This is a genomic window from Micromonospora sp. NPDC000663 (genome assembly GCF_042898105.1).
In the GTDB taxonomy this organism is placed as follows: Bacteria; Actinomycetota; Actinomycetes; order Mycobacteriales; family Micromonosporaceae; genus Micromonospora.
In genome coordinates this window covers 425,303-452,242 of sequence record NZ_JBIAYR010000003.1, presented here as the reverse complement: position 1 = coordinate 452,242, position 26,940 = coordinate 425,303, and the positions used below count along the sequence as shown (strand labels likewise).

The window sequence follows — 26,940 nt, the reverse complement described above, 5'->3', positions numbered from 1 at the left end:
ATCCGCCGCACCGATCCCGCAACCGAGCGAGGTAGGCGAGACGGATGACGACGATCGGGTCAGACAATCTCACCAACGGTCCGGGTAAGCCCGAGCGGTTCGGTGGCAAGTACCGCGGGGCGCGCCGGGACACCGTACTGACCGAGGTGGTGTCGAGCGAGCAGGAGCCGTCCGCCGCCGAGTCGGCCGACCCGCCTCTCTCGCTGCCCTCCCTCGACCCGAATCCGCTCGTCGAGCCGTCGTTCCCGCCGAGCGGCTGGCCACCGGAGGCCACCGGGTCGCTTGCCGACCATCCGCTGCTGCGCGGTCTGCTGCTGGAGTTGCCGCCGAAGGGCAGCGTCCCGTCGCCCGGCTGGCTGGACCGCTGGTTCGAGGCGACCCGGGCGATCCTGGAGCTGCTGTACGTGCAGGGGTCAGGCCGCTCGCGCTGACGGCGACACCGCCGGTCGGGTCCGCTCGGCGAGCCGGCTGTGCCGGAGCGCGTGCCGGACGCCGATGACTGCCACCGCGAGCGCGCCCACGGTGATCGCCGGACCGGTGACGCCCGGCTCGGCGCCGAGGTCGGCGCCGGCGGCCGCGATCACCGCCGGCAGTGTGGTCAGGGCGCTCACCTGCAACGGCAGCCCGACCAGGGGATGTGCCGCGTCGGCGCGCAGGCCGTACGGCGCGGGGGTGCCCGGTGCGCTGGCGAAGGCGCCGGCTCCGGCCCACAGCCGGCGGATGCGGCGTACCGAACTGGCCGCCACCACGAGCGCGGGGCCCATGGTCAGGGTCAGCCCGGCGGCTGCCCGGTCGATCGGGGCGGCGCCCGCGCTGAACAGCCCGCCGGCGAGCACAGCCGCGGTGAGCGCCACGCCGGTCGCGGCGAGGGCCAGCAACCATCCGGTACGCCGGCGCAGCGCGCGGGTGTTGCGCAGGCGGGGCAGGCTGTCGGCCAGGACGCCGGCGGCCACCCAGACGGCGGCGATCGGCAGCAGGATGGTGAGCTGACTCTCCATGTCGGAGAGTCTTTCCCGGATCGGGCCGGCGCGAATCCGGGCCAGCCCCCCGTTCGCCCCGGACCCAGGTCCCGTAGGGGGTCATCCCTCCGATGTTATGGACGTTTCGACATGTCCCCCCGGGCGAGTGCTGAAATACCCTCAGCTCGATCGGCAACAGTCGATCGATGTTGGGGCCGGTGGTCGCGATCCGCCGCCGGTCGGAGGGAGGTAGGCAGATGGGTCTTCCACGCAGATCAGTACTGGTCGGGGTGGCCACCGCGACCGTGCTGGCCGTCGGCACCCCGGCCCTGGCCGCCGAACCGGTCGGCGAGATCCGGTCCGCCGGCGGAGCCACCGCCGTGTCGGACAGCTACATCGTCGTACTCAAGGACAGCGCGGTGTCCCGCGACCGGGTCGGTGACACCGCGAAGCGGCTGTCCGGCCGTCACGGCGGCAAGGTGGCACGCACCTACGGCGCGGCGCTGCGCGGCTTCGAAATCACCTTGAGCGCGAAGGCGGCGGCCCGCATCGCCGCCGACCCGGCGGTGGCGTACGTCGAGCAGAACCACACCGTCTCGATCTCCGGAACGCAGGCCAACCCGCCCTCCTGGGGTCTGGACCGGATCGACCAGCGCAACCTGCCCCTGGACAGCTCCTACACCTACCCGAACACGGCGAGCAACGTGCACGCCTACATCATCGACACCGGCATCCGCTTCTCCCACAACGACTTCGGCGGCCGGGCCACCTCCGGCTACGACGCCGTGGACGGCGGGTCGGCCGACGACTGCAACGGCCACGGCACGCACGTGGCCGGCACCGTCGGCGGTTCCTCGTATGGCGTGGCAAAGGGCGTCCAGCTGGTCGGCGTACGGGTGCTGAACTGCTCCGGCAGCGGCACCAACGCCGGTGTCATCGGCGGCGTCGACTGGGTCACCGCGAACGCGATCAAGCCGGCGGTGGCCAACATGAGCCTCGGCGGCGGCGCGAACAGCTCGCTGGACACCGCAGTACGCAACTCCATCGCCTCGGGTGTGACGTACGGCCTGGCGGCCGGCAACGACAGCGGCGCGAACGCCTGCAACACCTCGCCGGCGCGCACAACGGAGGCCATCACGGTCGGCTCGACGACCAACACGGACGCCCGCTCGTCGTTCTCCAACATCGGCACCTGCCTGGACATCTTCGCGCCGGGCTCGTCGATCACATCGGCCTGGTACACGAGCAACACGGCGACCAACACGATCAGCGGCACCTCGATGGCCACGCCGCACGTGGTCGGCGCGGCGGCCCTGCTGGCCAGCGCCAACCCGAGCTGGACGCCGGCGCAGGTCCGCGACCAGATGGTGGCCAACGCGACACCCAACGTGGTGGGCAACGCCGGCTCCGGTTCGCCGAACCGGCTGCTCTACGTCGGCTCCGGCGGCACCACCCCGCCGCCCCCGACCGGCTGCACCGGCACCAACGGCACCGACGTGTCGATCCCGGACGCCGGTGCGGCGGTGACCAGCTCGATCACCATCTCCGGCTGTGGCCGGAACGCCTCGTCGGCCTCCACCGTCGCGGTGAACATCGTGCACACCTACCGGGGTGACCTGGTCATCGACCTGCTCGCACCGGACGGCAGCGCGTACCGGCTGAAGAACAGCAGCACCTCGGACAGCGCCGACAACGTGAACACCACGTACACGGCCAACGTGTCAGGTGAGGCCGCCGACGGCACCTGGCGGCTCCAGGTACGCGACACGTACTCGGCCGACACCGGTTACATCAACAGCTGGACCCTCACCGTCTGACCGCCCGCACGAGCGAGGCCCCATCCGCTTCCGCGGGTGGGGCCTCGTGTCGTACCGGATCGGGGTCAGACCGCGAAGGTGGCCGGCCGTTCGGTGGCCGGGGCCGGCGGGCGCGCCTTCCACAGGCCGGTCTTCTGCCCCGCCAGCCGGGCCAGGTACGCCGGGTTGAGGATCACGTAACGCTTCCAGAGACGCTTCGGCTCCAGACCGAGCCGCCAGAACCACTCCAGCCCGGCACGCTGCATCCACGGCGGCGGCTGGCGCAGCAGCCCGGCGTGGTAGTCGAAGGCCGCGCCGACAGCCATCAGCGGCATGTCGAGCAGCGGTCGCATGGCGTACGTGAAGACCTCCTGGCGTGGGCAGCCGAGCCCGACCAGGACCAGTCGGGCGCCGCTGGACCGGATCCGGTCGGCGATCTCCGCGTCCTCGCCCGGCTGGACGTCCCGGAACTTCGACGGCTCCACGCCGGCGATCTTCAGCGCGGGGAACATCCGCTCCAACGCGGGGATCAGCTTGGCGAGCGTCTCCTCGGTCGACCCGTACAGGTAGACCGGCAGCCCCTCGTCGGCGAAACGGGACAGCACGTGCAGGGTCAGCGTCGGCCCGTAGACGCGGTCCGTGAGCCCGGCGTGGTGCAGCAGGTTGAGCGCCCAGCGCACCGGCTGCCCGTCCGGCGTGACCATGTCGAACGAGTTGAGCCGGGCGTTGTGCGCCGGATCCAGGACGCCTGTCATCACGCCGTGCACGGCCAACGCGGTAAGCGCGAAGGGACGCCGCTCGTGCGCGGCGGTCACCACGGCGTCCGTCGCCGTGGCGTAGTCGGTGGCGTCGACCAGGACGCCGAGCACGTTGCGCTTGGTCCGGGCGGTCATGACTGGGGCACCCACTTGTCCACGTTGGCCTCGTAGATCTCCCGCAGGATCATGGGGACGTCGTAGGTGATCGTCCAGTCCGGGTACTGCTCCTCGAACCGGGCCATGCTGCTGACGTACCACTGGTGGTCGCCCGTGCGGTTCTGCTCGACGTAGTTGATCCGCGCCTCGCGGCCGGTGATCTCCTCGGCGATCCGGAACGCCTCGATGTGCGAGGTGTTGGAGTGCCGTCCGCCGCCCAGGTTGTAGACCTCCGCCGAACGCGGGGCCCGGAAGAACGCCTCGAACGCGGTAAGCACGTCCCGGGAGTGGATCGCGTCGCGGACCATCTTGCCCTTGTAGCCGTACAGGTTGTACGTCCGGCCCTCCATCACGCAGCGCATCAGGTACGCCAGGAAGCCGTGCAGCTCGGCAGCCGAGTGCGCCGGGCCGGTGAGTGTGCCTCCCCGGAAGCAGGCGGTCTTCATGTCGAAGTAGCGGCCGTACTCCTGGACCATCACGTCCGCGGCGACCTTGGAGGCGCCGAAGATCGAGTGCAGGGAGCTGTCGATCGACATGTCCTCGGTGATGCCGTTGTACCACCTGTGGTCCTCGGGCAGCTCGTACCGCGTCTCCAGCTCGATCAGCGGCAGGCTGTTGGGCCGGTCCCCGTACACCTTGTTCGTCGAGCAGTGGATGAACGGCGCGTCGATGGCGTGCAGCCGGGTGTTCTCCAGCATGTTGAGGGTGCCGCCGGCGTTGACGTCGAAGTCCGTGTACGGCTCCTTCGCCGCCCAGTCGTGGCTCGGCTGCGCGGCGCTGTGGATCACCACGGCGATGTCCGAGCCGTACTTCTTGAACACCTGCTCCAGGCCGTCGCGGTCCCGGATGTCCACCGCGAAGTGGGTGTACGCACTACCGAGGTCACGGCCGAGCCGCTCCAGGCTCCACGATGTGGAGCCGTCCTCACCGAAGAAGTACCGGCGCATGTCGTTGTCGATGCCGACGACGTCAAGGCCGAGCCCGGCGAAGTGCCGGACCGCCTCGGAGCCGATCAGACCACCAGACCCGGTCACCAACGCGACACTCACACGCCACTCCTGGTCCATTGGAGGCAGAATCCATCGGAGCATAGCGTGACGTCCGGCACGCCCCGATATGACGCGAGGGCCCCGCATCTGCGGAGCCCTCGTCTTTTGGGTGGGGATGGGGGGAGTTGAACCCCCACGCCCTTTCGGGCACACGGACCTGAACCGTGCGCGTCTGCCATTCCGCCACATCCCCGTGGCACAACCCGGAACAATCTAGCCGTCCCGAACCCGCTGTCTCCAGTGGGCCTCGGGAATACTACGCTGTCCCAGACGCTCGCCACGAGCGGTTACCGTTCGTGGCGGACGAAAGATTAGCACGGCAGTCCCGGTCCTTCCGAGCGGGCCGGGAGCAGGCGGTCGAGCGGCGTGTGAGCTGCACGCGCGCCGGCCGGATACCATCATGTCCTCGGGACCCGAGGAGGAGCCGGTGAGCGTGCTGCAACGCTTCGAGAAGCGTCTGGAAGGCCTGGTCGAGGGGGCCTTCGCCAAGGTCTTCAAAGGGGTGGTCCACCCCGTGGAGATCCTCAACGCCATGCAGCGGGAGGCCGAGGCGCACAAGGCGATCCTGGCCGGTGGGCGCACGTTGGTGCCCAACCGCTACGTGATCGATCTCTCGCCGTTCGACCACAGTCGTCTGGCGCCGTACGCCGCCGCACTGGCCCAGGAGCTGGCCCAGTCGCAGGCGGAGTTCATCGGCGAGCAGGCCTGGACGGTCTACGGTGACGTGATCGTCGAGATCGAGCGGGGGGACGGCCTGGACACGGGGATGTTCCGCGTCACCGCCGAGGTCTACACCGGTGGCGAGGTCGCCCCGGTGTCGGCACCCGGCTACGACGCCGGCCCGCCCGCCTACCCCGCGTACGACCAGGGCGGTGGCTACGGTCCGCCGCCCGGCCACGGTGGCGGCCGCAACGTGCGGCTGGTCTCCGGCGACGGCCGCACCTATCCCCTCCAGATGGGGTCGACGGTGATCGGTCGCGGCGACCAGGCCAACCTGCGCCTGCCGGACGTCGGCATCTCCCGGCGACACGCCCGGCTGGATTTCGACGGCGGTCAGGTGGTGCTCACCGATCTGGGGTCGACCAACGGCACCATGGTCAACGGTCAGCGGGTCTCCGCCGTCGCCCTCAACCCGGGTGACATGGTCCAGCTCGGCACCACGACGCTGACCTTCCGCGTGGACGGCTGACCCGCCTTGCCGGAACTGGTCATCACCGTTGCCCGGTTCGGATTCCTGATCCTGCTGTGGATCTTCGTGTTCACGGTGGTCGGCGTGATCCGTCGGGACCTGTTCGCGGGGGCCCGGTCCGGTCGCCTGGTGGCGGCGCCACGAGCCGTTGGCGCCTCGACGGGGCAGGCGGCCAAGCCGGCGAAGGTGAAACGGGGCAGGGCGGCACACCAGCTGGTGGTGACCGCCGGCCAGCTGGCCGGCACCCGGATCACTCTCGGTGAAGCGCAGATCACCATCGGTCGGGCCGAGGACTCCACCCTGGTCATCACCGACGACTACGCCTCCGCGCGGCACGCCCGGCTCGTGCCCCGCGACGGTCAGTGGTTCGTCGAGGACCTCGGCTCGACTAACGGCACGTACCTCGATCGCGCTAAGGTCACCGGACCAACCCCCGTCCCCCTCGGCGTGCCGATCCGGATCGGCCGCACTTCCCTCGAATTACGGCCATGACTCTGACCCTGCGCTATGCGGCCCACAGCGACCGCGGTCTGATCCGAGACGGCAATCAAGACTCCGTCTACGCCGGACCGCGGCTACTCGCCGTTGCCGACGGCATGGGCGGCATGGCCGCCGGTGACGTCGCCAGCAACATCGTCATCGGTGCCATGGCGCCGCTCGACGAGGACGTCCCGGGGGACGCTCTCGTCGACGCGTTGCGTTCGGCCGTGGGTACCGCCAACCAACAACTCCGCGACACGGTGGACGCCAACCCGCAGTTGGAGGGGATGGGCACCACGCTGACGGCCACCCTCTTCACCGGCAGCAAGCTGGGGATGGTCCACATCGGCGACTCGCGGGCCTACCTGCTGCGCAACGGTGAGTTCGCGCAGATCACCAAGGACGACACGTACGTCCAGATGCTCGTCGACGAGGGCCGGATCAGCGCCGAGGAGGCGAGCAGCCACCCGCAACGGTCGCTGCTGACCCGCGCCCTGGACGGCCGGGACATCGACCCGGAGTACTCGGTGCGTCAGGTCCTGCCCGGCGACAGGTACCTGATCTGCAGCGACGGCCTGTCTGGCGTGGTCAGCGCCGAGACCATCGGTGAGACCATGCGGGAGTACACCGACCCGCAGCGGTGCGTCGAGCGACTGGTGCAGCTCGCGCTGCGCGGCGGCGGCCCGGACAACATCACGGTGATCATCGCCGACGCCACCGACCAGGACATCGTCGAGGCGACCCCGATCGTCGGCGGCGCCGCCGCCCGGGACCGGGGCATGGCCACCTCCGCCGACGACTCCACCCCGGCCGCCCGGGCCTCGGCGCTCTCCGCGCCACGCCCGGCCGCGCCGGAGGAGCCGAACGCGTCGGACGACGAGCCGGAGCGGCCGAAGCGCCGGCCGGTGCGTACCGCCGCCATGGCGCTGGCCCTGCTGGTGATCGTCGGCGGCGCGGCCTTCGGCGGCTGGACGTACACCCAGCGGCAGTACTACGTGGGCGCCACCGAGGAGGGCCAGGTCGCCGTCTTCCGGGGCATCCAGGGTCAGATCGCCGGGATGGACCTCTCCACCGTGCACCGCACCAGCGGGACCAGGCTTGACGACCTCACCGTCGCCGCACAGGACACCGTCAAGGTGGGCATCCGGGCCAAGAACGAGCCGGACGCCGAGCGCCAGCTCGCCGAGCTGACGAGCGACACCCCGACCAACCCCAACCTGAAGCCGCTCTGCCCGTCCGACCCGACGGTGGTGGCCGGCTCGCCGACCCCGGACGGGACGCCCGCGCCACCGAACGGCAGCCCCAGCGCGCCGGCGACTCCCAACGGGTCCGTGACAACGGGCCCGACCCCTGGGATCACCGCCACCGCCGGCGTGACCGGCCCGACGACCGCACCCGACGCCACGCCCTCCGACTCGACACCGCCGACGCTCGATCCGGCCGGTTGCCGGTCTCCTGAGTGAGCGTCGACTGAGATCCCGAGGATTCCACCCGTGACCGTAGCGGCCACATCGGCGCCCTCGCCCGCGACCACGGGCGGGCAGTCCGGCGTACGCCTGGCCCGGTCCCGACGCAACGCCGAGCTGTCCCTGCTGCTGCTCGCCATGGTGCTGGTGGCCGCGTACGGGGCGACGGTCGAGGCGAACCTGCTCGACACCGTCACCCCGGACTTCTGGATGCCCGCCGCCGCACTCGGCGCGGTCTTCCTCGGCCTGCACCTGGTCATCCGGTTCCTCGCCCCGTTCGCCGACCCGGCCCTGCTGCCGGCGGTGGCCCTGCTCAACGGCCTCGGGGTGGGCTTTCTGCGCCGCATCGACCTGGGTGACGCGCCGGTGGCCGACCGGGAGAGCCTTGCGGTGTTCGCGGGCATCGGGGGGCGGCAGTTGGCGTGGACGCTCGCCTCGGTGATCCTCGCCGCCGGCCTGCTCGCCATCATGAGAGACCACCGCTCGGTGTCCCGGTACGCGTACACCCTGGGGTTGGCAGGCATCGTGCTGGTGATGCTTCCGGCGGTGCTGCCGTCCAGCATCTCGGAGATCAACGGTGCCAAGCTGTGGATCCGGGTGGGCGGTTTCTCGATCCAGCCGGGTGAGTTCGCCAAGTTGGCGCTTCTTGTCTTCTTCGCCTACTACCTGGTGCGCAAGCGTGAGGTGCTGTCGCTTGCCAGCCGGCGTGTGCTCGGCATCGACTTCCCGCGCGGGCGCGACCTCGGCCCGGTGGTCGTGGTCTGGTTGATCAGCCTTCTGGTGCTCGTCTTCGAGAAGGACCTGGGCACCTCGCTTCTCTACTTCGGCATGTTCGTGGTGACCCTCTACATCGCCACCGAACGGGTCAGTTGGCTGCTCATCGGTCTGGTCCTGTTCTTCGGCGGCGCCTACCTGGCGTACGTCCTCGGCTCGACGGTCGGCGGCCCGTTCGCCAACTTCTACCTGCGGGCGGAGATCTGGCTGGACCCGTTCGCCGACCCGAACGACAAGGGCTACCAGCTCGTGCAGGGGCTGCTCGCCCTGGGCACGGGTGGGCTCTTCGGCGCGGGGCCCGGCGGTGGCCAGCCGGAGATCCTGCCGGAGGTGCAGAACGACTTCATCTTCGCCGGCATCGGTGAGGAGATCGGCCTCTTCGGGCTCTCCGCACTGCTGGTGGTCTACCTGCTGATCGTGGAGCGGGGGCTGCGTGCCGCGCTCGCGGTACGGGACTCGTTCGGCAAGCTGCTCGCCGGTGGTCTGGCGTTCACCCTTGGCCTGCAGGTCTTCGTGATCGTCGGCGGGATCAGCAAGCTCATCCCGCTGACCGGTCAGACCACCCCGTTCCTGTCCGCCGGTGGCTCGTCACTGATGGCCAACTGGTTGCTCATCGCGGTGCTGCTGCGGGTCTCCGACGGAGCCCGCCGGCCGGTCACCGGTGGTGGCGGCAAGGCCGCCCGGCCCGCCGGTGCTCCGCCGGAGCAACTGCACGGTGCCCCCACGGAGGTGATCAAGCCGTGAACGCACCCCTGCGCCGCGTCGGCGTCGTCGTCATTGTCCTGTTCGGTCTGCTCTTCGCCAATCTCAACTGGATCCAGGCCTACAAGGCGGACGAGTACCGCACCAGCGACTACAACGGTCGGGTCCAGGTCGCCGACTACAAGATCAAGCGCGGCAACATCGAGGCCGGCGGCACGGCACTGGCCACCAGCAAGGAGACCACCGGCAAGCTGAAGTTCCTGCGCACCTACCCGGGTGGCGCCAAGTACGCCCACGTGCTCGGCTACAAGCCGGTCAACCTGGCGGACCGGGGCATCGAGCAGGTGGAGAACGACTTCCTGGCCGGCACCAGCGACCAGCTCATCGGTGACCGGTTCAAGGACATGTTCACAGGTGACCAGACCGGTGGTGGCAACGTGCTGCTCACGCTCTCCAAGCGGGCCCAGGACGTGGCGTACGACCAGATGCGCAACAACCAGGTCGGGGCGAAGCGGGGCGCGGCCATCGCCATCGACCCGAGTACCGGGGCGGTGCAGGCGCTCGTCTCCATGCCGAGCTTCGACCCGAACCCGCTGGCCAGCCACGACACGGACGAGGCGGCGGCCGCGTTCAACAAGCTGGAACAGGACCCGGAACGTCCACTGAACAACAGGGCGCTCGGCGAGACGCTGCCGCCGGGCTCCACCTTCAAGATCGTGGTCGCGGCGGCGGCGCTGGAGAACGGCGTCACGAAGAACACCCCGATCCCGGCCGGCTCCAGCTACACCCCTCCCACGTCCGGCGAACCCATCCGCAACGCCGCCCCCTCGATCTGCCCGGAGTCGCAGGTCACCCTGATGGAGGCGGTCACCGAGTCGTGCAACACAGGCTTCGCCCAGCTCGGTGTGCGACTCGGCGCCAACGCCCTCAAGGAGAAGGCCCGCCAGTTCGGCTTCGAGCAGGAGGACCTGACTGTCGGGCAGCTCGGTGAGGGTGGCCTGCCGACGGCGGCCAGCCGGACCGGCACCATCCAGAACACCGACGGCGGCGACGACCCGGCCGCGCTGGCCCAGTCCTCGATCGGTCAGCGGGACGTGCGGATGACGCCGCTGGAGGGCGCCATGATCGCCGGCTCGGTCGCCAACAACGGCAAGCAGATGCGGCCGTACCTGGTGCGGCAACTGCTCGCTCCGGACCGCACCACCAGCTACTACACCGCCAACGCGCGGGAGCTGCGCCAGCCGGTCACCCCGCAGGTCGCCAGCGACCTGCGGGACATGATGGTCAGCGTGGTCCAGAACGGGACCGGTAGGAAGGCCGCGATCAGCGGCTACAAGGTCGGTGGCAAGACCGGCACCGCGCAGTCCGCCCCGGACCGGCCCGACCACGGCTGGTTCATCGGCTTCGCCCTGGACAAGAACGACAAGCCCGTCTCCGCGGTCTGCGTGGTGCTGGAGCAGGCAGGCAGCGGTGGCAGCGCCGAGGCGGCCCGGATCGCCGGTCAGATCATGCGCGCGGCCATCGCCGACCCCGGGGGCCGCTGACATGCTCAGCCCCGGGGTCCAGCTCGGCAACCGCTACCGTCTCGACGAGCGGATCGCCAGCGGCGGCATGGGCGACGTGTGGCGCGGCACCGACCAGGTCCTCGGGCGGACGGTGGCGGTGAAGAGCCTGCTCCCCGCCCTGCTCGACGATCCGGACTTCGCCGAACGCTTCCGCGGCGAGGCCCGGACGATGGCCACCATCAACCACCCAGGCGTCGTGGACGTCTACGACTTCGGCAACGACCAGCAGATCGCCTTCCTGGTCATGGAGTACGTCGAGGGCGACGCCCTGTCGTCGACGCTGAGCCGGGTCGGCCGGCTCACCCCGGCCCGGACGATGGCCCTCGTCGCGCAAGCGGCCGACGCGCTGCACGCCGCGCACGAGAAGGGCATCGTGCACCGGGACGTGAAGCCGGGCAACCTGCTGGTCCGGCCGAACGGCACGCTCGTGCTCACCGACTTCGGCATCGCCCGCTCCGACCTGGTCGGCCAGCTCACCGCCGCCGGGTCGGTGCTGGGCACCGCCTCGTACATCTCGCCCGAGCAGGCCACCGGCGGCGTCGCCACCCCGGCGTCCGACGTGTACGCCCTCGGCGTGGTCGCGTACCAGTGCCTCGCCGGGCGGCGCCCGTTCGAGGGTGACAACCCGCTCGACATCGCCATGCGGCACGTCCGGGAGACGCCCCGCCCATTGCCCGCGGACATCCCGCCGCAGGTCCGGGCCGTCGTGGAGCGGGCGTTGGCCAAGGACCCGGCCGCGCGCTGGCCCAGCGCCGCAGCCCTCGCGCAGGTCGCCCGTCAGCTCAAGGCCGCCCTCTCCCAGCAGGCCCGGGGCGGCGGTCACCCCGGCCCGGTCTCCGGGGCGCCGGCCTCGCCGGCGGCGCCCGGTCGGGCCCAGGTGCCCCAGTCGCAGCACCACCGCGCACCGGGCGCCCCGCACCGTCCGGCGCCCGCCGGGCAGCGACCGACCGCCGTCGCCCCGCCCCAGCAGCCCCGCCCCACCGCCGTCGCGCCGGCCGTCCCGTACGCCCGGCCCGCGGCCGGTGCGGCAGGCTACCCGCGCGGCGCCGCGGCGGTGCCGCCGGCACAGACCCGGCAGGAACACCCCCCGGCGTACGTGCGGCAGGCCGGCCCGACGCCGTCCACGCCCGAACCTCACAGGTCCCGGCCCGGAATGGTGCTTCTCGCCATCCTGCTCGCCGTACTGGTCCTGCTCTGCTCGGGCGTGATTTCCTACAACCTGCGGAAGCAGTCGCAGTCCGGCGAAACCGGTGCGCTGGCTCCGCATGCGGCGACGTCCGGCGCGCTGCGGCTCGACGGACGCGACGATCCGACCCGGACGTCGTACCGTCGTGAGGTACGGCTCCAGCCGGTCGACGGCGGGACGACGACGAGCGAAGGACGACAGACGCGATGACAGCGCAGGCCCGCCTGCTCGGTGGCAGGTACCAGGTCGGCGAGCTGCTCGGCTATGGCGGCATGGCCGAGGTGCACCGCGGTCGCGACCTCCGGCTCGGTCGGGACGTCGCGATCAAGATGCTCCGCACCGACCTCGCCAGGGATGCGACGTTCCAGATGCGGTTCCGGCGGGAGGCGCAGAACGCGGCGTCGCTCAACCACCCGGCGATCGTGGCGGTCTACGACACCGGCGAGGAGACCGCGCCGACCGGCGAGACGCTGCCGTTCATCGTCATGGAGTTCGTCAACGGCCGGACGCTCAAGGAGGTGCTCGGCGCCGAGGGTCGGTTGCAGCCCCGCCGGGCTCTGGAGATCTGTGCCGACATGTGCGCGGCGCTGGAGTTCAGCCACCGGCACGGCATCATCCACCGGGACATCAAGCCCGGCAACGTGATGCTCACCCAGACCGGCCAGGTCAAGGTGATGGACTTCGGCATCGCACGGGCTCTGGCCAGTGGCGCGACCACCATGACGCAGACCAGCGCGGTGATCGGCACGGCCCAGTACCTGTCCCCGGAGCAGGCGCGCGGCGAGGCCGTGGACGCCCGTTCCGACGTGTACGCCGCCGGTTGCGTGCTCTTCGAGCTGGTCTGCGGGCACCCGCCGTTCGTGGGCGACAGTCCGGTAAGCGTCGCGTACCAGCACGTACGGGAGACCCCGCCGACGCCTAGCGACATCAACCCGGACGTCACCCCGGCCGTCGACGCGATCGTGCTCAAGGCGCTGTCGAAGAACCCGCTGAACCGCTACCAGAGCGCCGGTGAGATGCGCGCCGATCTGCTCCGCGCCGCCGCCGGCCGGCCCGTGCTGGCCACGCCTGTGATGCGCGAGGCGGAGACGGTGGCGATGGCCCCGGCCGGTGGCGGGGGCGGCTACCCGGCTGCCGCCGCTGGGCAGCAGACCCGGCAGATCCCGGCCCGGGTGGGCGATCCGCGGCAGCGCAAGGCGTCGTCCTGGCTGATCGCGATGTTCAGCGCGGTAGGCGTGCTGGCGGTGATCGCTCTGGTCGCCGCCCTGCTCTGGAGCCAGCAGGGCAAGGACCTGAAGTCGGTGCCCACCCTCACGGGTAAGAGTCGGGAAGCCGCGATCACCGAGATCCGCAATGCCGGCTTCCAGGCGGTGGTGGGCGAGCCGGTGATGGAGAGCAACTGCCAGAAGGACACGGTGGTCCGGCAGAATCCGCAGCCGGGCGCGCGGCTGGAGGAGACGCGTCAGGTCACCATCCAGATCTGTGGCGGCGCCCCCGAGGTGACCGTCCCGGTAGGCCTCAAGGGCAGCAAGCTGGAGAGCGCCATCGCCCGTCTCGAGGAAGCGAATCTCGTCGCCGACGTCAAGGAAATCAACAGCGAGGCGAGCCAGGACGAGGTACTCAGTGTCGACCCCCCGTCGGGGCAGCGGGTCCCCGAGGGCACGAAGGTGACGCTCACCGTCTCGAACGGCAAGGTCCGCGAGGTGCCGGACGTCGTCGGGCTCAGCCAGGAGGAAGCCACCCGGGTCCTCCGCAACGCCGGCTTCACCGTCGTCACCCAGGAGGGCCCGGAGGTGCCTGCCGCCGACGCGGGGAAGGTCACCGATCAGAGCCCGAACGCCAAGGACAAGAAGCCGACGGGTACGAAGGTGACCATCAAGGTCAGTCAGCCCGAGCCGGAGACCGACCCGACTCCCTCCGTGACGCCTTCCGTCACTCCGACGACCACGCCGACCACGCCTGGCAACGGAGGTGGCATCGGTCTGCCGTTCCCGCCCCCACCGTCCCGGCTTCCGCAGGATTGATTCCGGGTACGACGTGCGGGCAACGATGTGAGTGACGATGCCCGGCCGGTGCGACGGTGGTGGCGGCGACCGCGCCGCCTGGCCGTCCTCGGCGCCGTCCTGCTGCTGCTCGTCAGTCTGCCGTGGCTGTGGACGACGATCTCCGCCCGCGGCCACGTGTACGAGGCGGCCGACGCGCCCACGGCGGACGTGGTGATCGTGCTCGGCACCGCGGTAGCGGCCGACCGGCAGCGGCCTGGCGAACGGCTCGCCGGCCGCCTGGAAACCGCCGCCGCCCTGGTGACCAGCGGGAGGGCGACTGTCGTCCTCGTCTCCGGTGACGGCGGTGGCGCGTCGGGTGACGAGACGGCGGTGATGACGTCGTACCTCGCCGAGTTGGGTGTCGACCCGAAACGGGTGGTGGCCGACCCGTTCGGCCTGGACACCTACGACAGTTGCGCCAGGGCCCGCGAGGTGTACGGCATCGAGCGGGCGCTTATCGTCACGCAGTCCTACCACCTGTCCCGGGCGGTGACGCTGTGCCGGCATCTCGGCCTCGACGCCGACGGGGTGACCGCCGGCTGCCCCGGTTGCGGGCGCGCCCTGCTCGTCGAGAAGTCGGCCCGGGACTACTTCGCCAGCGGCAAGGCGGCGTGGGACGCTGTCCGTGGCCGCTCACCGGCGGTCCGTTCGCCGGCCGATCCGGCGGTCCGGGACGCGCTGCGGGGAAGCTGACCCTCAGGCGGCGGCGAAGGCGGCCCGGCGGCGGGCGTCGACCTCGGCGGCCAGCGAGGGGGCGCGTTCCAGCGCCTCGGGGTGGCCGCAGCCGGCCAGCCAGTTCGCGAGCATCAGGTGCCCGCCCTCGGTCAGCACCGACTCCGGGTGGAACTGCACGCCCTCGATGGGCAGCGTCCGGTGCCGCATCGCCATCACGACGCCGGAGCCGGTCCAGCCGGTGACCTCCAGCTCGTCGGGGAGCGTCTCGGGCAGCACCGCGAGTGAGTGGTACCGGGTGGCGGTGAACGGGTCCGGCAGCCCGGCGAGGACGCCGACCGAGCAGTGCCGTACCTCGGAGGTCTTGCCGTGCAGCAGCTCGGGGGCGCGGTCGACTGTCGCGCCGAACGCCTCACCGATCGCCTGGTGGCCGAGGCACACGCCGAAGATCGGCAGCTCGCCCGCGTACTGCCGGATGACGTCCAGGCAGATGCCGGCGCGGTCGGGGCTGCCCGGCCCGGGTGAGAGCAGAACACCCGCCGCGCCCACCCGGCCCACCTCGGCGACGTCGATCTCGTCGTTGCGGCGGACCTCGCACTCCACGCCGAGCTGGCCGAGGTACTGCACCAGGTTGAAGACGAACGAGTCGTAGTTGTCGATCACCAGGACGCGCATGGTCACCTACTCGGGGCGGGAGGCGCGGGGTTGTTCTGGTCGGTGTCGTACGGCAGGTCGTGCTCGTCGCCGGCCGGGGTCTCCCCGGTCACGGCGTCACCGCCGCCCGGGTCACCGGGAACCCCCGAATCCTGGGTGACCTGCACGTCGTCGAAGGGCAGCAGTGGTTCGGCCCACGGAAAGGCCACGTACCAGAGCAGGGCCACCGCGGCGGCGGCGAGCAGCACCGAACCGGCCAGCTTTCCGGGCAGGCCGAAGGGCAGCTTGCGCCAGATGAACGCGTACATGGGTCAGCCTCCCAGCTCGGCCGGGCGGCCCGCCGACTTGGGTTGGGTCCGGTCCAGCTCGGCGTGGACGATCAGCCGCTGGTAGTTGTCGAACTTGGGGTTGCAGGTGGTGAGGGTCAGCATCCGCTTGGTCGGCTTCTTGTCCGGCTCGCCGGGCACCGGGGCCACCACCTCGACCTGCGTCGGCTTGACGATCCGCGACTGCGACACCCGGTAGACGTACCAGTCGTTCTTGCCCTCGACGACTATCGCGTCGCCGTCGTCCAGCTCGTCGAGCCGCCAGAAGGTGGCCCGGTTGCGGTGGCCCGCCACGGAGAAGTTGCCGATCTGGCCGGGCATCGCGCTTGTCGGGTAGTGACCGGGGGCGTACCTGATGTCGGCCTGGGTGACGCCCTCGACCACCACCCAGTTCTTGTCGAGCTTGGGGATGTAGAGGCCCGCGATCGGCTTGCCGTGCACCGGCGGGGACGGCTTGGCGCTGGGCGCGGCGGCCGACGGCGCGACGGTCGGGGAGTCGGTGGGGGCCCACGCCTCGGCGAGTTGGCTGCTGAGGTCGTTCTGGTGGGCGTCGACGATTGCCGACTTGCCCCACACCTCGTAGCCGGCGAAGAGCAGCACCACGAGGCCGAAGGTGATGAGGACCTCGCCGGAGATCCGGATGCCGGTACGCACCCGGGAGGCGAACGACGGCCGGGTGAGCTCCGAGTAGACGCTCTTGTAGCCCTCACCGGTCTGGTGCGGCCGGAGCTGGACCACCCGCTCACCGCGTCGGGGCCGGGGAGGCTCGGCGGGGCTGTCGCTGGCACCTGTCGGGTCGTCGGTCGTCGGCGTACGGGGCACGGCGCCCATCAGGGCCGTCGAGTCCATGGCCGGCGGGCGGACCGACGGGCCGCCGGAGACGGTGGGGATCAGCGCGGTGGCGGACGGGTCGACGGCGCGCTGAGGCCCGGCCGGGGGGATCGAGCCGGCAGGTGAGGTCGGGGAGGCGCCCGGCCGTGCGGGACCGGCGCCGACCTTGGGGATGAACGCGGTGGGCGCGTCACCACCCGCCGGGATCGGAGTGTCCGAGGCCGCCGGTCGGATCGCGGGGCCGGGAGCGGACGGCCGCGGCGGTAGCCCTGCGGGCGTACCCGGGCTGGTCGGCGTGGCCTGCGGCGGGCCTGGCGTGCCTCCGGTGGCCGGTGGCCGGCTCGACGACCCCGGTGCGGGGGTGCGGGTGGGCAGGTCGCCGAGGCTGCTCGCGCGGGCCGGGCCCTGGTTGGGTGCGGTCGGTCGACCGGGAGTCGCGGGGGGACGGCCAGATCCGGCGTGCGGTCCGGGTGTCGCGGCACCGGGCCAGGGCGGCGGCGCGCCAACCGACGGAGGCATCGCGGCCGGCGGCGCGGCTGGCGGAGGCATCGCGGCCGGCGGCGGCGCGGCGGCTGGCGGCGGCGCGGCTGGCGGCGGCGCGGCTGGCGGAGGCATTGCGGCCGGCGCGGCGGCTGGCGGGGGCACCGCGGCCGGCGGCTCGGGGCTGGTCGGTGGGCGCGTGGCCCGGGGGCGGGTTGGCAGCTCCGGGGTGGGCCAGTTGCTCGCCGGGCCGGGCCGGGACGCCGGCTCGGGTCGGTCGACCTTCGGCAGGAACTCCGTCGGGTCGTCCGCCTGGTCCCGGTGTCGCCCGTCCGCGCCGCTCACCTGGGCACCGTAGCCGAACGCAGGGCGGTCGAGTCCTCGAACGCCGGCACCGTCACCCTGGCGACGGCCTCCTCCTTGTAACCGAGCTGGTAGTCGTCGACTGCGTCCTTGAACAACCGGACTCCCTCGGAACCGGCGAGGGCCTGCTGAAGGGCAGCGGGATCGCCGATTGCTACGATCTTGAACGGTGGGGAGTACACCCGCCCGTGGAGCAGCAGGGTGTTACCGACGCAGCGTACCGCGCTGGTCGCGAGCACGCGGACGTTCATGATTGACATGGCCTCCGCCCCGCCGGCCCACAGCGCGTTGACCACCGCCTGGACGTCACCCTGGTGCACCACCAGGTCGTCGTTGCTGGCGTCCGGGTGGACCTTGTCCGACTGCGGCGCGTCGTTCAGCTCGACAGTCACGCCGGGGCCGGCGAGCGCGGTGAAGCCGGCGGCCTGGAGGCTGCGCGCGGCGCGGTCCCGCTGGGCCTTGATGGGGCCGTCCGAGTCGGCGAGCGAGTCGGTCCGTTGTTCGACCTCGCCGCGCAGTTCGGCGGCCCGGCGTTCGCTCCCCGCTACCTGCTCTCGGCGGTCCTCGATGAACTGGTTGAGCTGCGGCCGACGATCCTCGCGCAGCGCGGTGCCGTCGGCGGTGGTGGCGGAGGTGGTGAAGAGCAGCCCGGCCGCGGCGGCGATCAGGGGCACCCCGATCGACCAGCCCGGTCGACGTTGGCGAGGCCGTCGGGGCAGCAGCCCGGCGCCGGCCCGTCGGAGGACCTTCTGCCAGGAGGCAGCGCCGGATGTGTACTCCACCGAGCGTTCCTTCCGCGTGTCGGGGATCGATCCGCCCCGGCCCGGCCGGTGATGCGAACAGTCCCGCCTTTTTCGGTCACTCCGTGCACCGGCCTGACCCCATTCGTGGTCCGGGCGGGCGTTCCGGACTACGCTAGCTCTCGAACATTATTGGCCATGGACCGTCGCCCCCGCGCCCGGTTGTCAGGCCGGACGAGGTCGTCACCCCCTCTGGAGAGCGTCGTGCCCAAGTCACAGGTCCGCAAGAAGAAGGTGTACACCCCGCCGACGGACGTGCGTCCGACGACGGCGGCGACGTCGCGCAAGCCTAGCCCGGTGTGGTTGCCGGTCACCGCTGTCGCCCTGATCGTCGCCGGCATCGGCTGGCTTGTCGTCTACTACCTCTCCGAGCAGCAGTACCCGGTCATGTCGTGGGGTTACTGGAACCTCGCGGTGGGCTTCGGTGCGATGGTCGCCTCGCTGGTGCTGCTCTCCCGCTGGCGCTGAGTCGGCTCCGGCGCCGAGACGCCGGAGGATCCACGTCACCTCACGTGCCCCTGCCCGGCAGGACTGGGCGGGGGACCCTATGGTGTCCGCAGGGCGGCGTGGCCGGTGCGAGATGACTCACGTTACTGCTAAGTAACCTTGCGCGTAGGCTGCACTGCATGACCGAGCGGAGCGAGGTCATCGACCGGTCCGGTCGCGGGTGCGGTAACGGCGTGACGCCGTCTGCGCCCTGATCCGGCCCCGGTCGCCGAGCCGCTCGACAGGCAGCAGACCGGGAGGCCAACTCGATGGGCAGCGTCCAGATCGTCACCACGATCCTCGCGGCCGGCATCACCGCCGTGGCGGTGTGGCTGGCGGTGCGTGCGGTCCTGAAGATGACGGCCGTAATCCGGCTCGGCCAGCCCGCGCCGGAGCGGTTCGCCGACAAGGGTGCCCGGACGAAGACCATGCTTGTGGAGACCGCCGGTCACACCCGGATGCTCAAGTGGAGCGTGGTGGGGGCGGCGCACTGGTTCGTGATGGTCGGGTTCATCGTGCTGTCGCTGCTGGTGCTCGAGGCGTACTTCGAGGTGGGCACCACCAACGGCGGGCTGCCGGTCATCGGCCACTGGACGATCTTCGGCCTGGTCACCGAGATCATCGGTGTGCTGGGCCTGGTCGGCATCCTGGTGCTGATGGCGATCCGGTTGCGTAACCGGCCGAACCGGCCGGGCGGGCGCTCCCGGTTCACCGGCTCGACCATGTGGCAGGGCTACTTCGTCGAGTGGATCGTGCTCCTGGTCCTGATCTTCGGCCTGCTGATTCGCGGCTTCAAGGTCGCCACCGACCACTTCGAGTACCCGCTCTGGGCCACCCCGGTCAGTCACGCGGTCGGCGCGGTGCTGCCCGACTGGTCGGACGGTGCGAGCGTCGCCGCGCTCATCAAGATCGCCATTTCGATGACCTGGCTGATCGTCATCTCCCTGAACGTCACGATGGGCGTCGCCTGGCACCGGTTCCTGGCGTTCCCCAACATCTTCTTCAAGCGTGAGCCGGCCAAGCCGGCCGGCTCCGGCCTCGGCGCGCTGCGCCCGATGACGAGCCAGGGCAAGCCGCTCGACTTCGAGGAGGCGGACCCGGAGAAGGACCAGTTCGGCGTCGCCCACGTCGAGCAGTTCAGCTGGAAGGGCCTGCTGGACTTCAGCACCTGCACCGAGTGCGGTCGCTGCCAGTCGCAGTGCCCGGCCTGGAACACCGGCAAGCCGCTGTCACCCAAGCTGCTCGTGCTGAGCCTGCGTGACCACGCGTACGCCAAGGCGCCGTACCTGCTGGCCGGCGGCGGCAAGGACCTCACCGGCGAGGAGAAGGCCACCCAGGCGCAGCTCGCCCACCTGGACGTCCTGTCGCTCGCCGAGGGCGACAAGCCGTTGATCGGCGACGCCGAGTCCGGTGGCGTCATCGACCCGGACGTGCTCTGGTCCTGCACGACCTGCGGCGCCTGCGTCGAGCAGTGCCCGGTGGACATCGAGCACGTCGACCACATCGTCGACATGCGCCGCTACCAGGTGCTGATCGAGTCGAGCTTCCCGTCCGAGGCCGGCGTGATGCTGCGCAACCTGGAGAACAAGGGCAACCCGTGGGGTGCCCCGCAGAACACCCGCGAGGACTGGACCAAGGGTCTGGACTTCGAGGTGCCCCGGGTCGGCGAGGTGGACGACTTCGAGTACCTGTTCTGGGTCGGCTGCGCCGGCGCGTTCGAGGACCGGGCCAAGAAGACCACCCGCGCGGTGGCCACGCTGCTCAACGAGGCGGGCGTGAAGTTCGCGATCCTCGGTGAGGGTGAGACCTGCTCCGGCGACCCGGCGCGGCGGATCGGCAACGAGTTCGTCTTCCAGATGCTCGCCCAGCAGAACGTCGAGACACTGAACGAGGCGTTCGAGGGCCGGGAGAAGGCCAAGCGCAAGATCGTCGCGACCTGCCCGCACTGCTTCAACACCCTGGGCAACGAGTACGGCCAGCTCGGCGGCGAGTTCGAGGTGGTCCACCACACCCAACTGCTGGCCCACCTGGTCTCCACCGGCAAGCTCACGCCTGTGCAGCCGGTCGACGGCGGGGTCACCTACCACGACCCCTGCTATCTGGGTCGGCACAACCGGGTCTTCGCCGCTCCCCGCGAGGTGCTGGGCGATGCCATCGAGGGCGAGATCGCCGAGATGCCCCGCAACAGCGAGCGCTCCTTCTGCTGCGGCGCCGGCGGCGCCCGGATGTGGATGGAAGAGAAGATCGGCAAGCGGATCAACGTGGACCGCGTCGAGGAGGCCATGGCCACCGGCGCGAAGACCGTGGCGGTCGGCTGCCCGTTCTGCTCGACGATGCTCAGCGACGGCGTCAACGGCAAGGGCGCCGGCGAGCAGGTCGAGGTCATCGACGTGGCCACCGTGCTGCTCCGCTCGGTCAAGCCGGAGCAGCCGCAGGGCGGCAAGGAGACCGCGCCGGTCGCCGGCTGAGGCCGCGTACACCTGGGATGTGAACATCGACGACGGCGGCCCCCTGCGGGCCGCCGTCGTCGTGCAAGAATCTCGCCGAGGTGAGGCGACATCGACGGCCTACTCTGGACGACGCTGTTGCCCCTGGTCGGCTTCGTCGCGCTGACCGCGGGCAACGCGTTCTTCGTCGCGGCCGAGTTCGCCCTGGTCACGGTCGACCGCTCGGAAATCGACAGGCGGGCCGCCGCCGGCGACCAGGCCGCCCTGACGGTACGCGCCGCACTGCGTGAGCTGTCCTTCCAGCTCTCCGGGGCGCAGCTCGGCATCACCATCACGGCGCTGCTCACCGGCTACCTGGCCGAGCCGGCCCTGGCGCGCATCTTCACCCCGGTGCTGCGTCCGGTCGCGGGGGACGGCGCCGAGCGGTTCACGCCGTTCCTGGCGCTGGCGCTGGCCACCCTGCTCTCCATGCTCTTCGGTGAGCTGGTGCCGAAGAACGCCGCGCTGGCCCGGCCGATGCCCGCCGCGCTTGCCACCGCCGGCCCGATGCACGCCTTCTCCCGCGCGTTCGGCTGGCTGATCCGGGGGTTGAACGGCTCGGCGAACCGGCTGGTGCGGGCGCTCGGTGTGGAACCGCAGGAGGAGTTGGCGAGCGCCCGCTCGCCGGAGGAGCTGGGACTCCTGGCGGCCATCTCCGCCCGGGCCGGCGCGCTGCCCACCGACACGGCGATGCTGCTGCGTCGCACGATCCGGTTCGGTGACAAGCGGGCGGCCGAGGCGATGACGCCCCGCGTGGACGTGGTGGCGCTGCGGGCCACCGCCACCGTGGCCGAGCTGCTGGAGGAGTCCCGGCGGACGGGACGGACGCGCTTCCCCGTGTACGAGGAGACCCTGGACCTGGTCACCGGGGTGGCCGGCGTGCCGGACGCGCTGGGCGTGCCGCTGGCCGCGCGGGCGTCGACAGTTGTCGGCTCGGTGGCCCGCGAGCCGGTGTACGTGCCGGAGAGCCTCAACCTGGACGGCGTACTGGCCGCGTTGAAGTCGGCAGGGGCCGACCTGGCGATCGTGGTCGACGAGTACGGCGGCACGGACGGCGTGGTGACAGTCGAGGACCTGGTCGAGGAGCTGGTCGGGGAGATCGCCGACGAGTTCGATCCGGCCACCGTGGACGACGTCGACCCGGTCGGGCTGACGGTGCCCGGCGGGGAACGCACAGTGCTCGTGGACGGGGTGCTGCGGTCCGACGAGGTGGCCGAGCAGACCGGGTTCCGGCTGCCCGACGGGCCGTACGAGACGCTGGCCGGGTATCTCATGGCCCGGCTCGGGCACATCCCGCTGGCCGGCGAGACTGTCGAGGCACAGGGGTGGGAGTTCACCGTGGTGGAGGTGGAGCGGCACCGGATCGAGCAGGTCCGGGTGCTGCGCCCGGCGGATCCGGACGACGATGACTGAGCTGCTGGTGACGGTGGTGCTGCTGCTCGGCAACGGGTTCTTCGTCGGCAGCGAGTTCGCGCTCATCGCGTCCCGGCGTACGGTGATCGAGCCGTTGGCAGCCGGTTCGAAGCGGGCCCGGTGGGCGCTGTCGGCGATGAACCAGATTCCGCTGATGATCGCCGGCGCCCAGCTCGGCATCACTGTCTGTTCGCTGGGGCTGGGCGCGATCGCCGAGCCGGCGCTCGCGCATCTGTTGGAGCCGCCGTTCCACGCGGCGGGCCTGCCGGAGCGGGCGGTGCACCCGGTGGCCTTCGTGCTGGCGCTCGGCATGGTGGTCTTCCTGCACACGGTCGTCGGCGAGATGGTGCCGAAGAACATCACGCTTGCCGGTCCGGAGGTCTCCGCGCTGTGGCTCGGCCCGGCGATGTTGGCGTTCTGTGTGGCCACCAAGCCGCTGCTGCTGGCGATGAAGTGGGCGGCCCGCCGGGTGCTCGCGTTATGGCGGATCGAGGCGTCCGAGGCGGTGAAGACGGTGTTCACCGCCGAGGAGTTGGCAGGTCTGGTCTCTCAGGCGCGTACCGAGGGACTCTTGGACGCCGAGCAGCACGCCCGGATCACGGGGGCGCTGGCGCTGCACGCGCGGACCGCGGCTGACGCGTTGCAGCAGTGGTCGACTGTGGTGACGGTGGCTGAGGACGTCTCGCCGGCGTCGCTCGAGGTGTTGGCGACCCGGACCGGTAGGTCCCGTTTTCCAGTGGTGCAGCGGTCGACCCGGCGGGTGCTCGGTTTCGTGCACGTCAAGGACGTGCTCGGCTATGCCGGGCAGAGTCGTCGGGCACCGGTGCCGGCGCAGGTGTACCGGCCGCTGGCGGTGGTCCCGCCGGAGCGTACGTTGGCGGACCTGCTGCTCGCGATGCGCCGAGAACGGCGGCACATGGTGCTGGTCAGCGACGGCCGGCGTCCGCTCGGTGTGGTGACACTCGATGACGTATTGACCGCAATCGTTGGCTGATCGACCAATACCCTTGGTGTGCAAGCGGTTGCGTGACAGTAACCGTGACCGGGTTCGCCTTGATTCCGGTCCGGCGCTTCCCTAATGTGGGGCACCGACCGCTGTGGGTCGTCTGCCTCGGCCCTTCCCTCACGCGAGGCGCCCGGCGGTCGGTTGCAAAGGAGTCGATGCCGGTGGCAACCATGCCCCCTCATCGTCACGCCCCGGGGCTGTCCGCGCGGCCGGGCAGTCTGCGCCGGGTCGCCCACCGTCTGCTCGTCCTGGTCGCCGCGGCGGCCGTCGGTGCCGGTGTGCTCGCCGCGCCGGCACAGGCCGAGCCCACGGTCGACGAGATCGAGGCCCAGATCGACAAGAAGTGGGAGCAGTTGGAGCCCACCATCGAGCAGTACAACAAGGTGCGGTCGCAGCTGAAGGTCAACCGGCAGAAGTCGGCGGACCTCCAGAAGAAGATCGAGCCGTTGGCGCTGCAGAGCGAGCTGGCCCTGAACCGGGTCGGTGACCTCGCCTCCCGCTACTACATCTCCGGCCCGTCGCACGACATCGGCGCCCTGCTGGTCGCCGCCAAGCCGGACACGCTCACCGAGCAGCTCACCGTCCTCGACCGGCTCGCTGCGCAGGAGCGCAAGGAGGTCGAGGGCGTGCTTGCCGTACGGGCCAAGTACGACGGCGAGAAGCAGAAGCTCGACACGTTGATCAACACGCAGACGCGGCAGCAGAACGAGCTGGCCGCGAAGAAGAAGCAGATCGACACCGACATCAAGCAGCTCGAGGCGTCCCTGCCGAAGACCACGATCAAGACCGAGGGCTGCCCGACCATCAACGGTGTGGCCAGCTCCGCCGCGCAGAAGGCGATCAAGACCGCCTGCCAGCAGGTCGGCGACCCGTACGTCTGGGGTGCCACCGGCCCGAACTCGTTCGACTGCTCGGGTCTGACCCAGTACGCGTACAAGTCGGCGGGGATCTACCTCACCCACCACACGGGCGACCAGTGGAACGAGGGCAAGGCGATCTCCCGGAGCAACGCTCGCGCCGGTGACCTGGTCTTCTTCTTCAGCGACCTGCACCACGTCGGCCTGTACCTCGGCAACGACCAGATGGTGCACGCGCCACGAGCCGGCAAGCCGGTGCAGGTGGCGAGCATCAACAACATGCCTGTCGCCGGGTTCCGCAGACCCGGCTGATCCGCCCCAGGCACGACGACGGCCCCCGGTCACCGACCGGGGGCCGTCGTGGTTTCTCAGGAGTTGCCGGTCAGCGGGGCGCGCCGATCGGGGAGGGTAGCAACTGCACGTCGTCCAGGTTGACGTACATGATGCGGTGGCCGAACTGGATCTGCGCGTACCGGTTCTTGCCGCGGATCACCGTCCAGTCGCCGGGCGATGAGCCGTCGAACGTGCTGGCCCGGTAGTACTCGCCGGCCAGCACCGCGCCGACGGAGTACCGCTGACCGGCGGCCAGGGTGTACTGCAACGGGGAGATGGTCTGGTAGGGCACGCCCTCGGGGTAGGCGGCCTCCTCCGGGTACGCCCGCCCGTACACCGGGATGGTGGCCCGGCCGGGCTTCGGGACGGCAACCACGCCGACCGTCCAGCTCGCGGTGGGGGCGGATGCCGGGTTGCGGAACCAGGCCTTCTGTCCGAGGTACCAGATGGCCGTCCAGTCGCCCTGCCGGCCGGCGAGGGCGTACGTCTGGCCGGCGGAGGCCCGGGCGCCGTGGTCGGACACCTCCATGGTGTTCGGGGTGCCGTCGGGGCGCAGCGCGATGTCGTTCACCAGCGGCGCGTCCGCGGACGGCGCGGCGCGCAGCACCACCGACGAGGAGCCGCGCGGTGTGCACGGCACGCCGGGGGTGACGCATCCGATGAACGCGGGCTGGTTGGTGGCGTAGTTCGGGTCGATCCGGACGAGGCCGGTGGCCGGGGTGCCGGTGTCCAGTCGCGGGGCGTGCAGCAGGTCGAAGTAGTGCGTCCAGTCCCAGTACGGCCCCGGGTCCCAGTGCATCCCGCGTACTGTCGACGCGACGGTGCCGGGCACATTGTCGTGGCCGATGATGTGCTGGCGGTCCAGCGGGATGCCGAGCCGTAGCGCGAGGTGCCGGACGAGCTTCGCCGAGGTCCGGTACATCGCCTCGGTGTACCAGGTGCCCTGGGCGGCGAAGCCCTCGTGCTCCAGCCCGATCGACTTGGCGTTGACGTACCAGTTGCCGGCGTGCCAGCCGACGTCCTTGGTCTTCACGTGCTGGGCGATGTGCCCGTCCACCGATCGCAGCGAGTAGTGCCAGCTCACGTACGTCGGGTCTTGGACGAGTTTCAGCGTGGTCGCCCAGCTCGCCTCGGTGTCGTGGATGACGATGTACTCGATCTTCTGCCGGGCGGGCCGGTCGGAGAGGTCGTGGTTGCCGTAGTCGCCGTCGCCGAACGCCTGGTAGGGCGCCGGGATCCACTCGCAGGAGATGGTGCGGGGGCACTCCAGCCCGTCCGGGCGGGCGAGGCGACGCAGGCCCAGCCGGTCCAGCCAGGAACGCTCCGGTCGTACCGCGCTGGCCGGCAGCGTGATCCGCTGGCCGTCGTCGGTCACCCGGGTCTCGCCGGCGCTGATCGTGGTGAAGACCTCGTCGGCGAAGGCCGCCGCGGCGTCGGCGCTGTCCGCGCCGGCGTAGCGGGCCACCGCGCCGTACCAGGTGGCCGGGTCGGTGCCGGCTCCGACCGGGGCACCCAACTCCCGCTGGTACGACGCGAGCAGCGCCGCGCCGCCACGGATGTTGGCGTTCGGGTCGGTACGCAGCGACTCGGGTGCGGCGCCGGTCAGCGCGGCGGCGGCGTCCACGGTCTGCAACGCGGCCGGGGGCGGCGCGGGGTCCTCGGCGGGTGGGGTCGCGGGTGCCAGCGCGGGTCGGGAGTCGTCGCCGCGCGGGTCCTCGGTGCCGGTGTCGTGGTGGCCGCGTGCGGGCAGGGCGGCCACATGGCGGGCGTCGGTCAGGTGCATCGGGCCGTAGCCGCCGCTGGTGCTCGGTGTGCCGGCGTTGCTGTCCCAGCGGGACTCCAGGTAGGAGACACCGAGCAGCACGGTGGTCGGCACGCCGTACTCAGTCGCCGCGGCGGCGTACTGCTGCTGGCGGTCGGGGGCGGGCGCCGCTGCGGCGCCGGCGGGTGGCGGTATCGCGGTCGAGGCGGCGACCACGGCGGCGGCGAGCAGGGCGAGCCGGCCGGCGGACAGGGTTGGACGGTGCATCGAACCCTCCAGATTTGCGCGGATGAAGGTGAGGTCACCTTCGCGCCGCCCGAAGCCCGCGTCAATACCTTTCCATCTG

23 protein-coding genes and 1 tRNA gene are annotated in these 26,940 nt (G+C 71.1%); 15 read left to right on the top strand and 9 right to left on the bottom strand.

All coding sequences use genetic code 11. The annotated features are described in order from the left end of the window. Positions 1-44 precede the first annotated feature (44 nt). Positions 45-431, top strand: coding sequence for a hypothetical protein (locus ACFY1S_RS14380; protein ID WP_387117098.1), 387 nt, complete (start codon positions 45-47; stop codon positions 429-431). Here ACFY1S_RS14380 and ACFY1S_RS14375 read toward each other — a convergent pair. Then, positions 414-998: a hypothetical protein gene (locus ACFY1S_RS14375; RefSeq protein WP_387117095.1), complete on the bottom strand. Its 585-nt coding sequence runs from the start codon at positions 996-998 to the stop codon at positions 414-416. The two genes, ACFY1S_RS14380 and ACFY1S_RS14375, sit on opposite strands and share 18 nt — an antisense overlap. Positions 999-1,216: 218 nt before the next feature. Here ACFY1S_RS14375 and ACFY1S_RS14370 point away from each other — a divergent pair, with 218 nt between their 5' ends. Then, positions 1,217-2,776 carry a S8 family serine peptidase gene (locus tag ACFY1S_RS14370; protein ID WP_387117092.1) on the top strand — a complete coding sequence of 520 codons (1,560 nt, stop codon included), beginning with the start codon at positions 1,217-1,219 and terminating at the stop codon, positions 2,774-2,776. Between the two features lie 65 nt (positions 2,777-2,841). Here the strand turns inward: ACFY1S_RS14370 and ACFY1S_RS14365 are convergent, their stop codons facing one another. The 3 genes from ACFY1S_RS14365 to ACFY1S_RS14355 form a co-directional block, all read right to left on the bottom strand. After that, the gene (locus tag ACFY1S_RS14365) at positions 2,842-3,648 is read right to left on the bottom strand and encodes a WecB/TagA/CpsF family glycosyltransferase (protein ID WP_387117089.1); all 807 of its coding nucleotides are present in this window, start codon (positions 3,646-3,648) and stop codon (positions 2,842-2,844) included. Next, a complete protein-coding gene (locus ACFY1S_RS14360; protein WP_387117086.1) occupies positions 3,645-4,760 on the bottom strand; it encodes an NAD-dependent epimerase/dehydratase family protein in 1,116 nt (371 codons plus the stop codon). Before ACFY1S_RS14360 ends, ACFY1S_RS14365 begins: the two co-directional genes overlap by 4 nt. A gap of 68 nt (positions 4,761-4,828) precedes the next feature. Continuing rightward, positions 4,829-4,911: transfer RNA gene (locus ACFY1S_RS14355), tRNA-Leu, on the bottom strand. Positions 4,912-5,118: 207 nt separating this feature from the next. On the opposite strand from ACFY1S_RS14355, the gene ACFY1S_RS14350 reads away from it, so the two are divergent. From ACFY1S_RS14350 to ACFY1S_RS14315, 8 genes are read left to right on the top strand one after another with little or no spacing between them, the layout of a single operon-like run. Then, entirely contained in the window at positions 5,119-5,907 is a 789-nt protein-coding gene (locus ACFY1S_RS14350; protein WP_139586798.1) for a DUF3662 and FHA domain-containing protein, read from the top strand. Between the two features lie 6 nt (positions 5,908-5,913). Then, positions 5,914-6,399, top strand: a complete 486-nt coding sequence (locus ACFY1S_RS14345) for an FHA domain-containing protein (protein ID WP_074315675.1) — start codon at positions 5,914-5,916, stop codon at positions 6,397-6,399. Further along, complete coding sequence (locus tag ACFY1S_RS14340; protein ID WP_387117083.1) at positions 6,396-7,850, top strand: protein phosphatase 2C domain-containing protein; 1,455 nt, start codon at positions 6,396-6,398, stop codon at positions 7,848-7,850. The genes ACFY1S_RS14345 and ACFY1S_RS14340 overlap by 4 nt, the downstream gene beginning before the upstream one ends. A gap of 30 nt (positions 7,851-7,880) precedes the next feature. Further along, the gene (locus ACFY1S_RS14335; protein WP_387117080.1) at positions 7,881-9,371 is read left to right on the top strand and encodes an FtsW/RodA/SpoVE family cell cycle protein; all 1,491 of its coding nucleotides are present in this window, start codon (positions 7,881-7,883) and stop codon (positions 9,369-9,371) included. Continuing rightward, the gene (locus ACFY1S_RS14330; RefSeq protein WP_387117077.1) at positions 9,368-10,873 is read left to right on the top strand and encodes a peptidoglycan D,D-transpeptidase FtsI family protein; all 1,506 of its coding nucleotides are present in this window, start codon (positions 9,368-9,370) and stop codon (positions 10,871-10,873) included. Before ACFY1S_RS14335 ends, ACFY1S_RS14330 begins: the two co-directional genes overlap by 4 nt. Position 10,874: 1 nt before the next feature. Then, complete coding sequence (locus ACFY1S_RS14325; RefSeq protein ID WP_387117074.1) at positions 10,875-12,290, top strand: protein kinase; 1,416 nt, start codon at positions 10,875-10,877, stop codon at positions 12,288-12,290. Further along, positions 12,287-14,104 carry a Stk1 family PASTA domain-containing Ser/Thr kinase gene (pknB, locus tag ACFY1S_RS14320; RefSeq protein ID WP_387117071.1) on the top strand — a complete coding sequence of 606 codons (1,818 nt, stop codon included), beginning with the start codon at positions 12,287-12,289 and terminating at the stop codon, positions 14,102-14,104. The genes ACFY1S_RS14325 and pknB overlap by 4 nt, the downstream gene beginning before the upstream one ends. Positions 14,105-14,131: 27 nt before the next feature. Beyond that, positions 14,132-14,818, top strand: a complete 687-nt coding sequence (locus ACFY1S_RS14315) for a vancomycin high temperature exclusion protein (protein ID WP_387117068.1) — start codon at positions 14,132-14,134, stop codon at positions 14,816-14,818. A 3-nt stretch (positions 14,819-14,821) separates the two neighbouring features. Here the strand turns inward: ACFY1S_RS14315 and ACFY1S_RS14310 are convergent, their stop codons facing one another. Genes ACFY1S_RS14310 through ACFY1S_RS14295 form a run of 4 tightly spaced genes read right to left on the bottom strand, consistent with a single transcriptional unit; the run spans position 14,822 to position 18,233 of the window. Beyond that, positions 14,822-15,472: an aminodeoxychorismate/anthranilate synthase component II gene (locus tag ACFY1S_RS14310; RefSeq protein ID WP_387117065.1), complete on the bottom strand. Its 651-nt coding sequence runs from the start codon at positions 15,470-15,472 to the stop codon at positions 14,822-14,824. Between the two features lie 2 nt (positions 15,473-15,474). After that, the gene (locus ACFY1S_RS14305; RefSeq protein WP_387117062.1) at positions 15,475-15,759 is read right to left on the bottom strand and encodes a hypothetical protein; all 285 of its coding nucleotides are present in this window, start codon (positions 15,757-15,759) and stop codon (positions 15,475-15,477) included. A 3-nt stretch (positions 15,760-15,762) separates the two neighbouring features. After that, on the bottom strand, positions 15,763-17,433 hold the full coding sequence (locus ACFY1S_RS14300) for a class E sortase (protein WP_387117059.1): 1,671 nt from the start codon (positions 17,431-17,433) through the stop codon (positions 15,763-15,765). After that, the gene (locus ACFY1S_RS14295; RefSeq protein WP_387117057.1) at positions 17,430-18,233 is read right to left on the bottom strand and encodes a DUF881 domain-containing protein; all 804 of its coding nucleotides are present in this window, start codon (positions 18,231-18,233) and stop codon (positions 17,430-17,432) included. Before ACFY1S_RS14295 ends, ACFY1S_RS14300 begins: the two co-directional genes overlap by 4 nt. A 222-nt stretch (positions 18,234-18,455) precedes the next feature. Here ACFY1S_RS14295 and ACFY1S_RS14290 point away from each other — a divergent pair, with 222 nt between their 5' ends. The 5 genes from ACFY1S_RS14290 (at position 18,456) to ACFY1S_RS14270 (ending at position 24,811) form a co-directional block, all read left to right on the top strand. After that, positions 18,456-18,719 carry a cell division protein CrgA gene (locus tag ACFY1S_RS14290; RefSeq protein WP_357989847.1) on the top strand — a complete coding sequence of 88 codons (264 nt, stop codon included), beginning with the start codon at positions 18,456-18,458 and terminating at the stop codon, positions 18,717-18,719. A gap of 287 nt (positions 18,720-19,006) precedes the next feature. Next, positions 19,007-21,205 carry a (Fe-S)-binding protein gene (locus ACFY1S_RS14285; protein WP_387117053.1) on the top strand — a complete coding sequence of 733 codons (2,199 nt, stop codon included), beginning with the start codon at positions 19,007-19,009 and terminating at the stop codon, positions 21,203-21,205. Between the two features lie 117 nt (positions 21,206-21,322). After that, a complete protein-coding gene (locus tag ACFY1S_RS14280; protein WP_387117050.1) occupies positions 21,323-22,636 on the top strand; it encodes a hemolysin family protein in 1,314 nt (437 codons plus the stop codon). Beyond that, positions 22,629-23,630, top strand: a complete 1,002-nt coding sequence (locus ACFY1S_RS14275; protein ID WP_387117047.1) for a hemolysin family protein — start codon at positions 22,629-22,631, stop codon at positions 23,628-23,630. Before ACFY1S_RS14280 ends, ACFY1S_RS14275 begins: the two co-directional genes overlap by 8 nt. Positions 23,631-23,797: 167 nt before the next feature. Next, positions 23,798-24,811: an NlpC/P60 family protein gene (locus ACFY1S_RS14270; RefSeq protein ID WP_387117045.1), complete on the top strand. Its 1,014-nt coding sequence runs from the start codon at positions 23,798-23,800 to the stop codon at positions 24,809-24,811. Positions 24,812-24,881: 70 nt separating this feature from the next. Here ACFY1S_RS14270 and ACFY1S_RS14265 read toward each other — a convergent pair whose 3' ends face one another. Continuing rightward, complete coding sequence (locus ACFY1S_RS14265) at positions 24,882-26,861, bottom strand: N-acetylmuramoyl-L-alanine amidase (RefSeq protein ID WP_387117042.1); 1,980 nt, start codon at positions 26,859-26,861, stop codon at positions 24,882-24,884. Between the last annotated feature and the right edge of the window lie 79 nt (positions 26,862-26,940).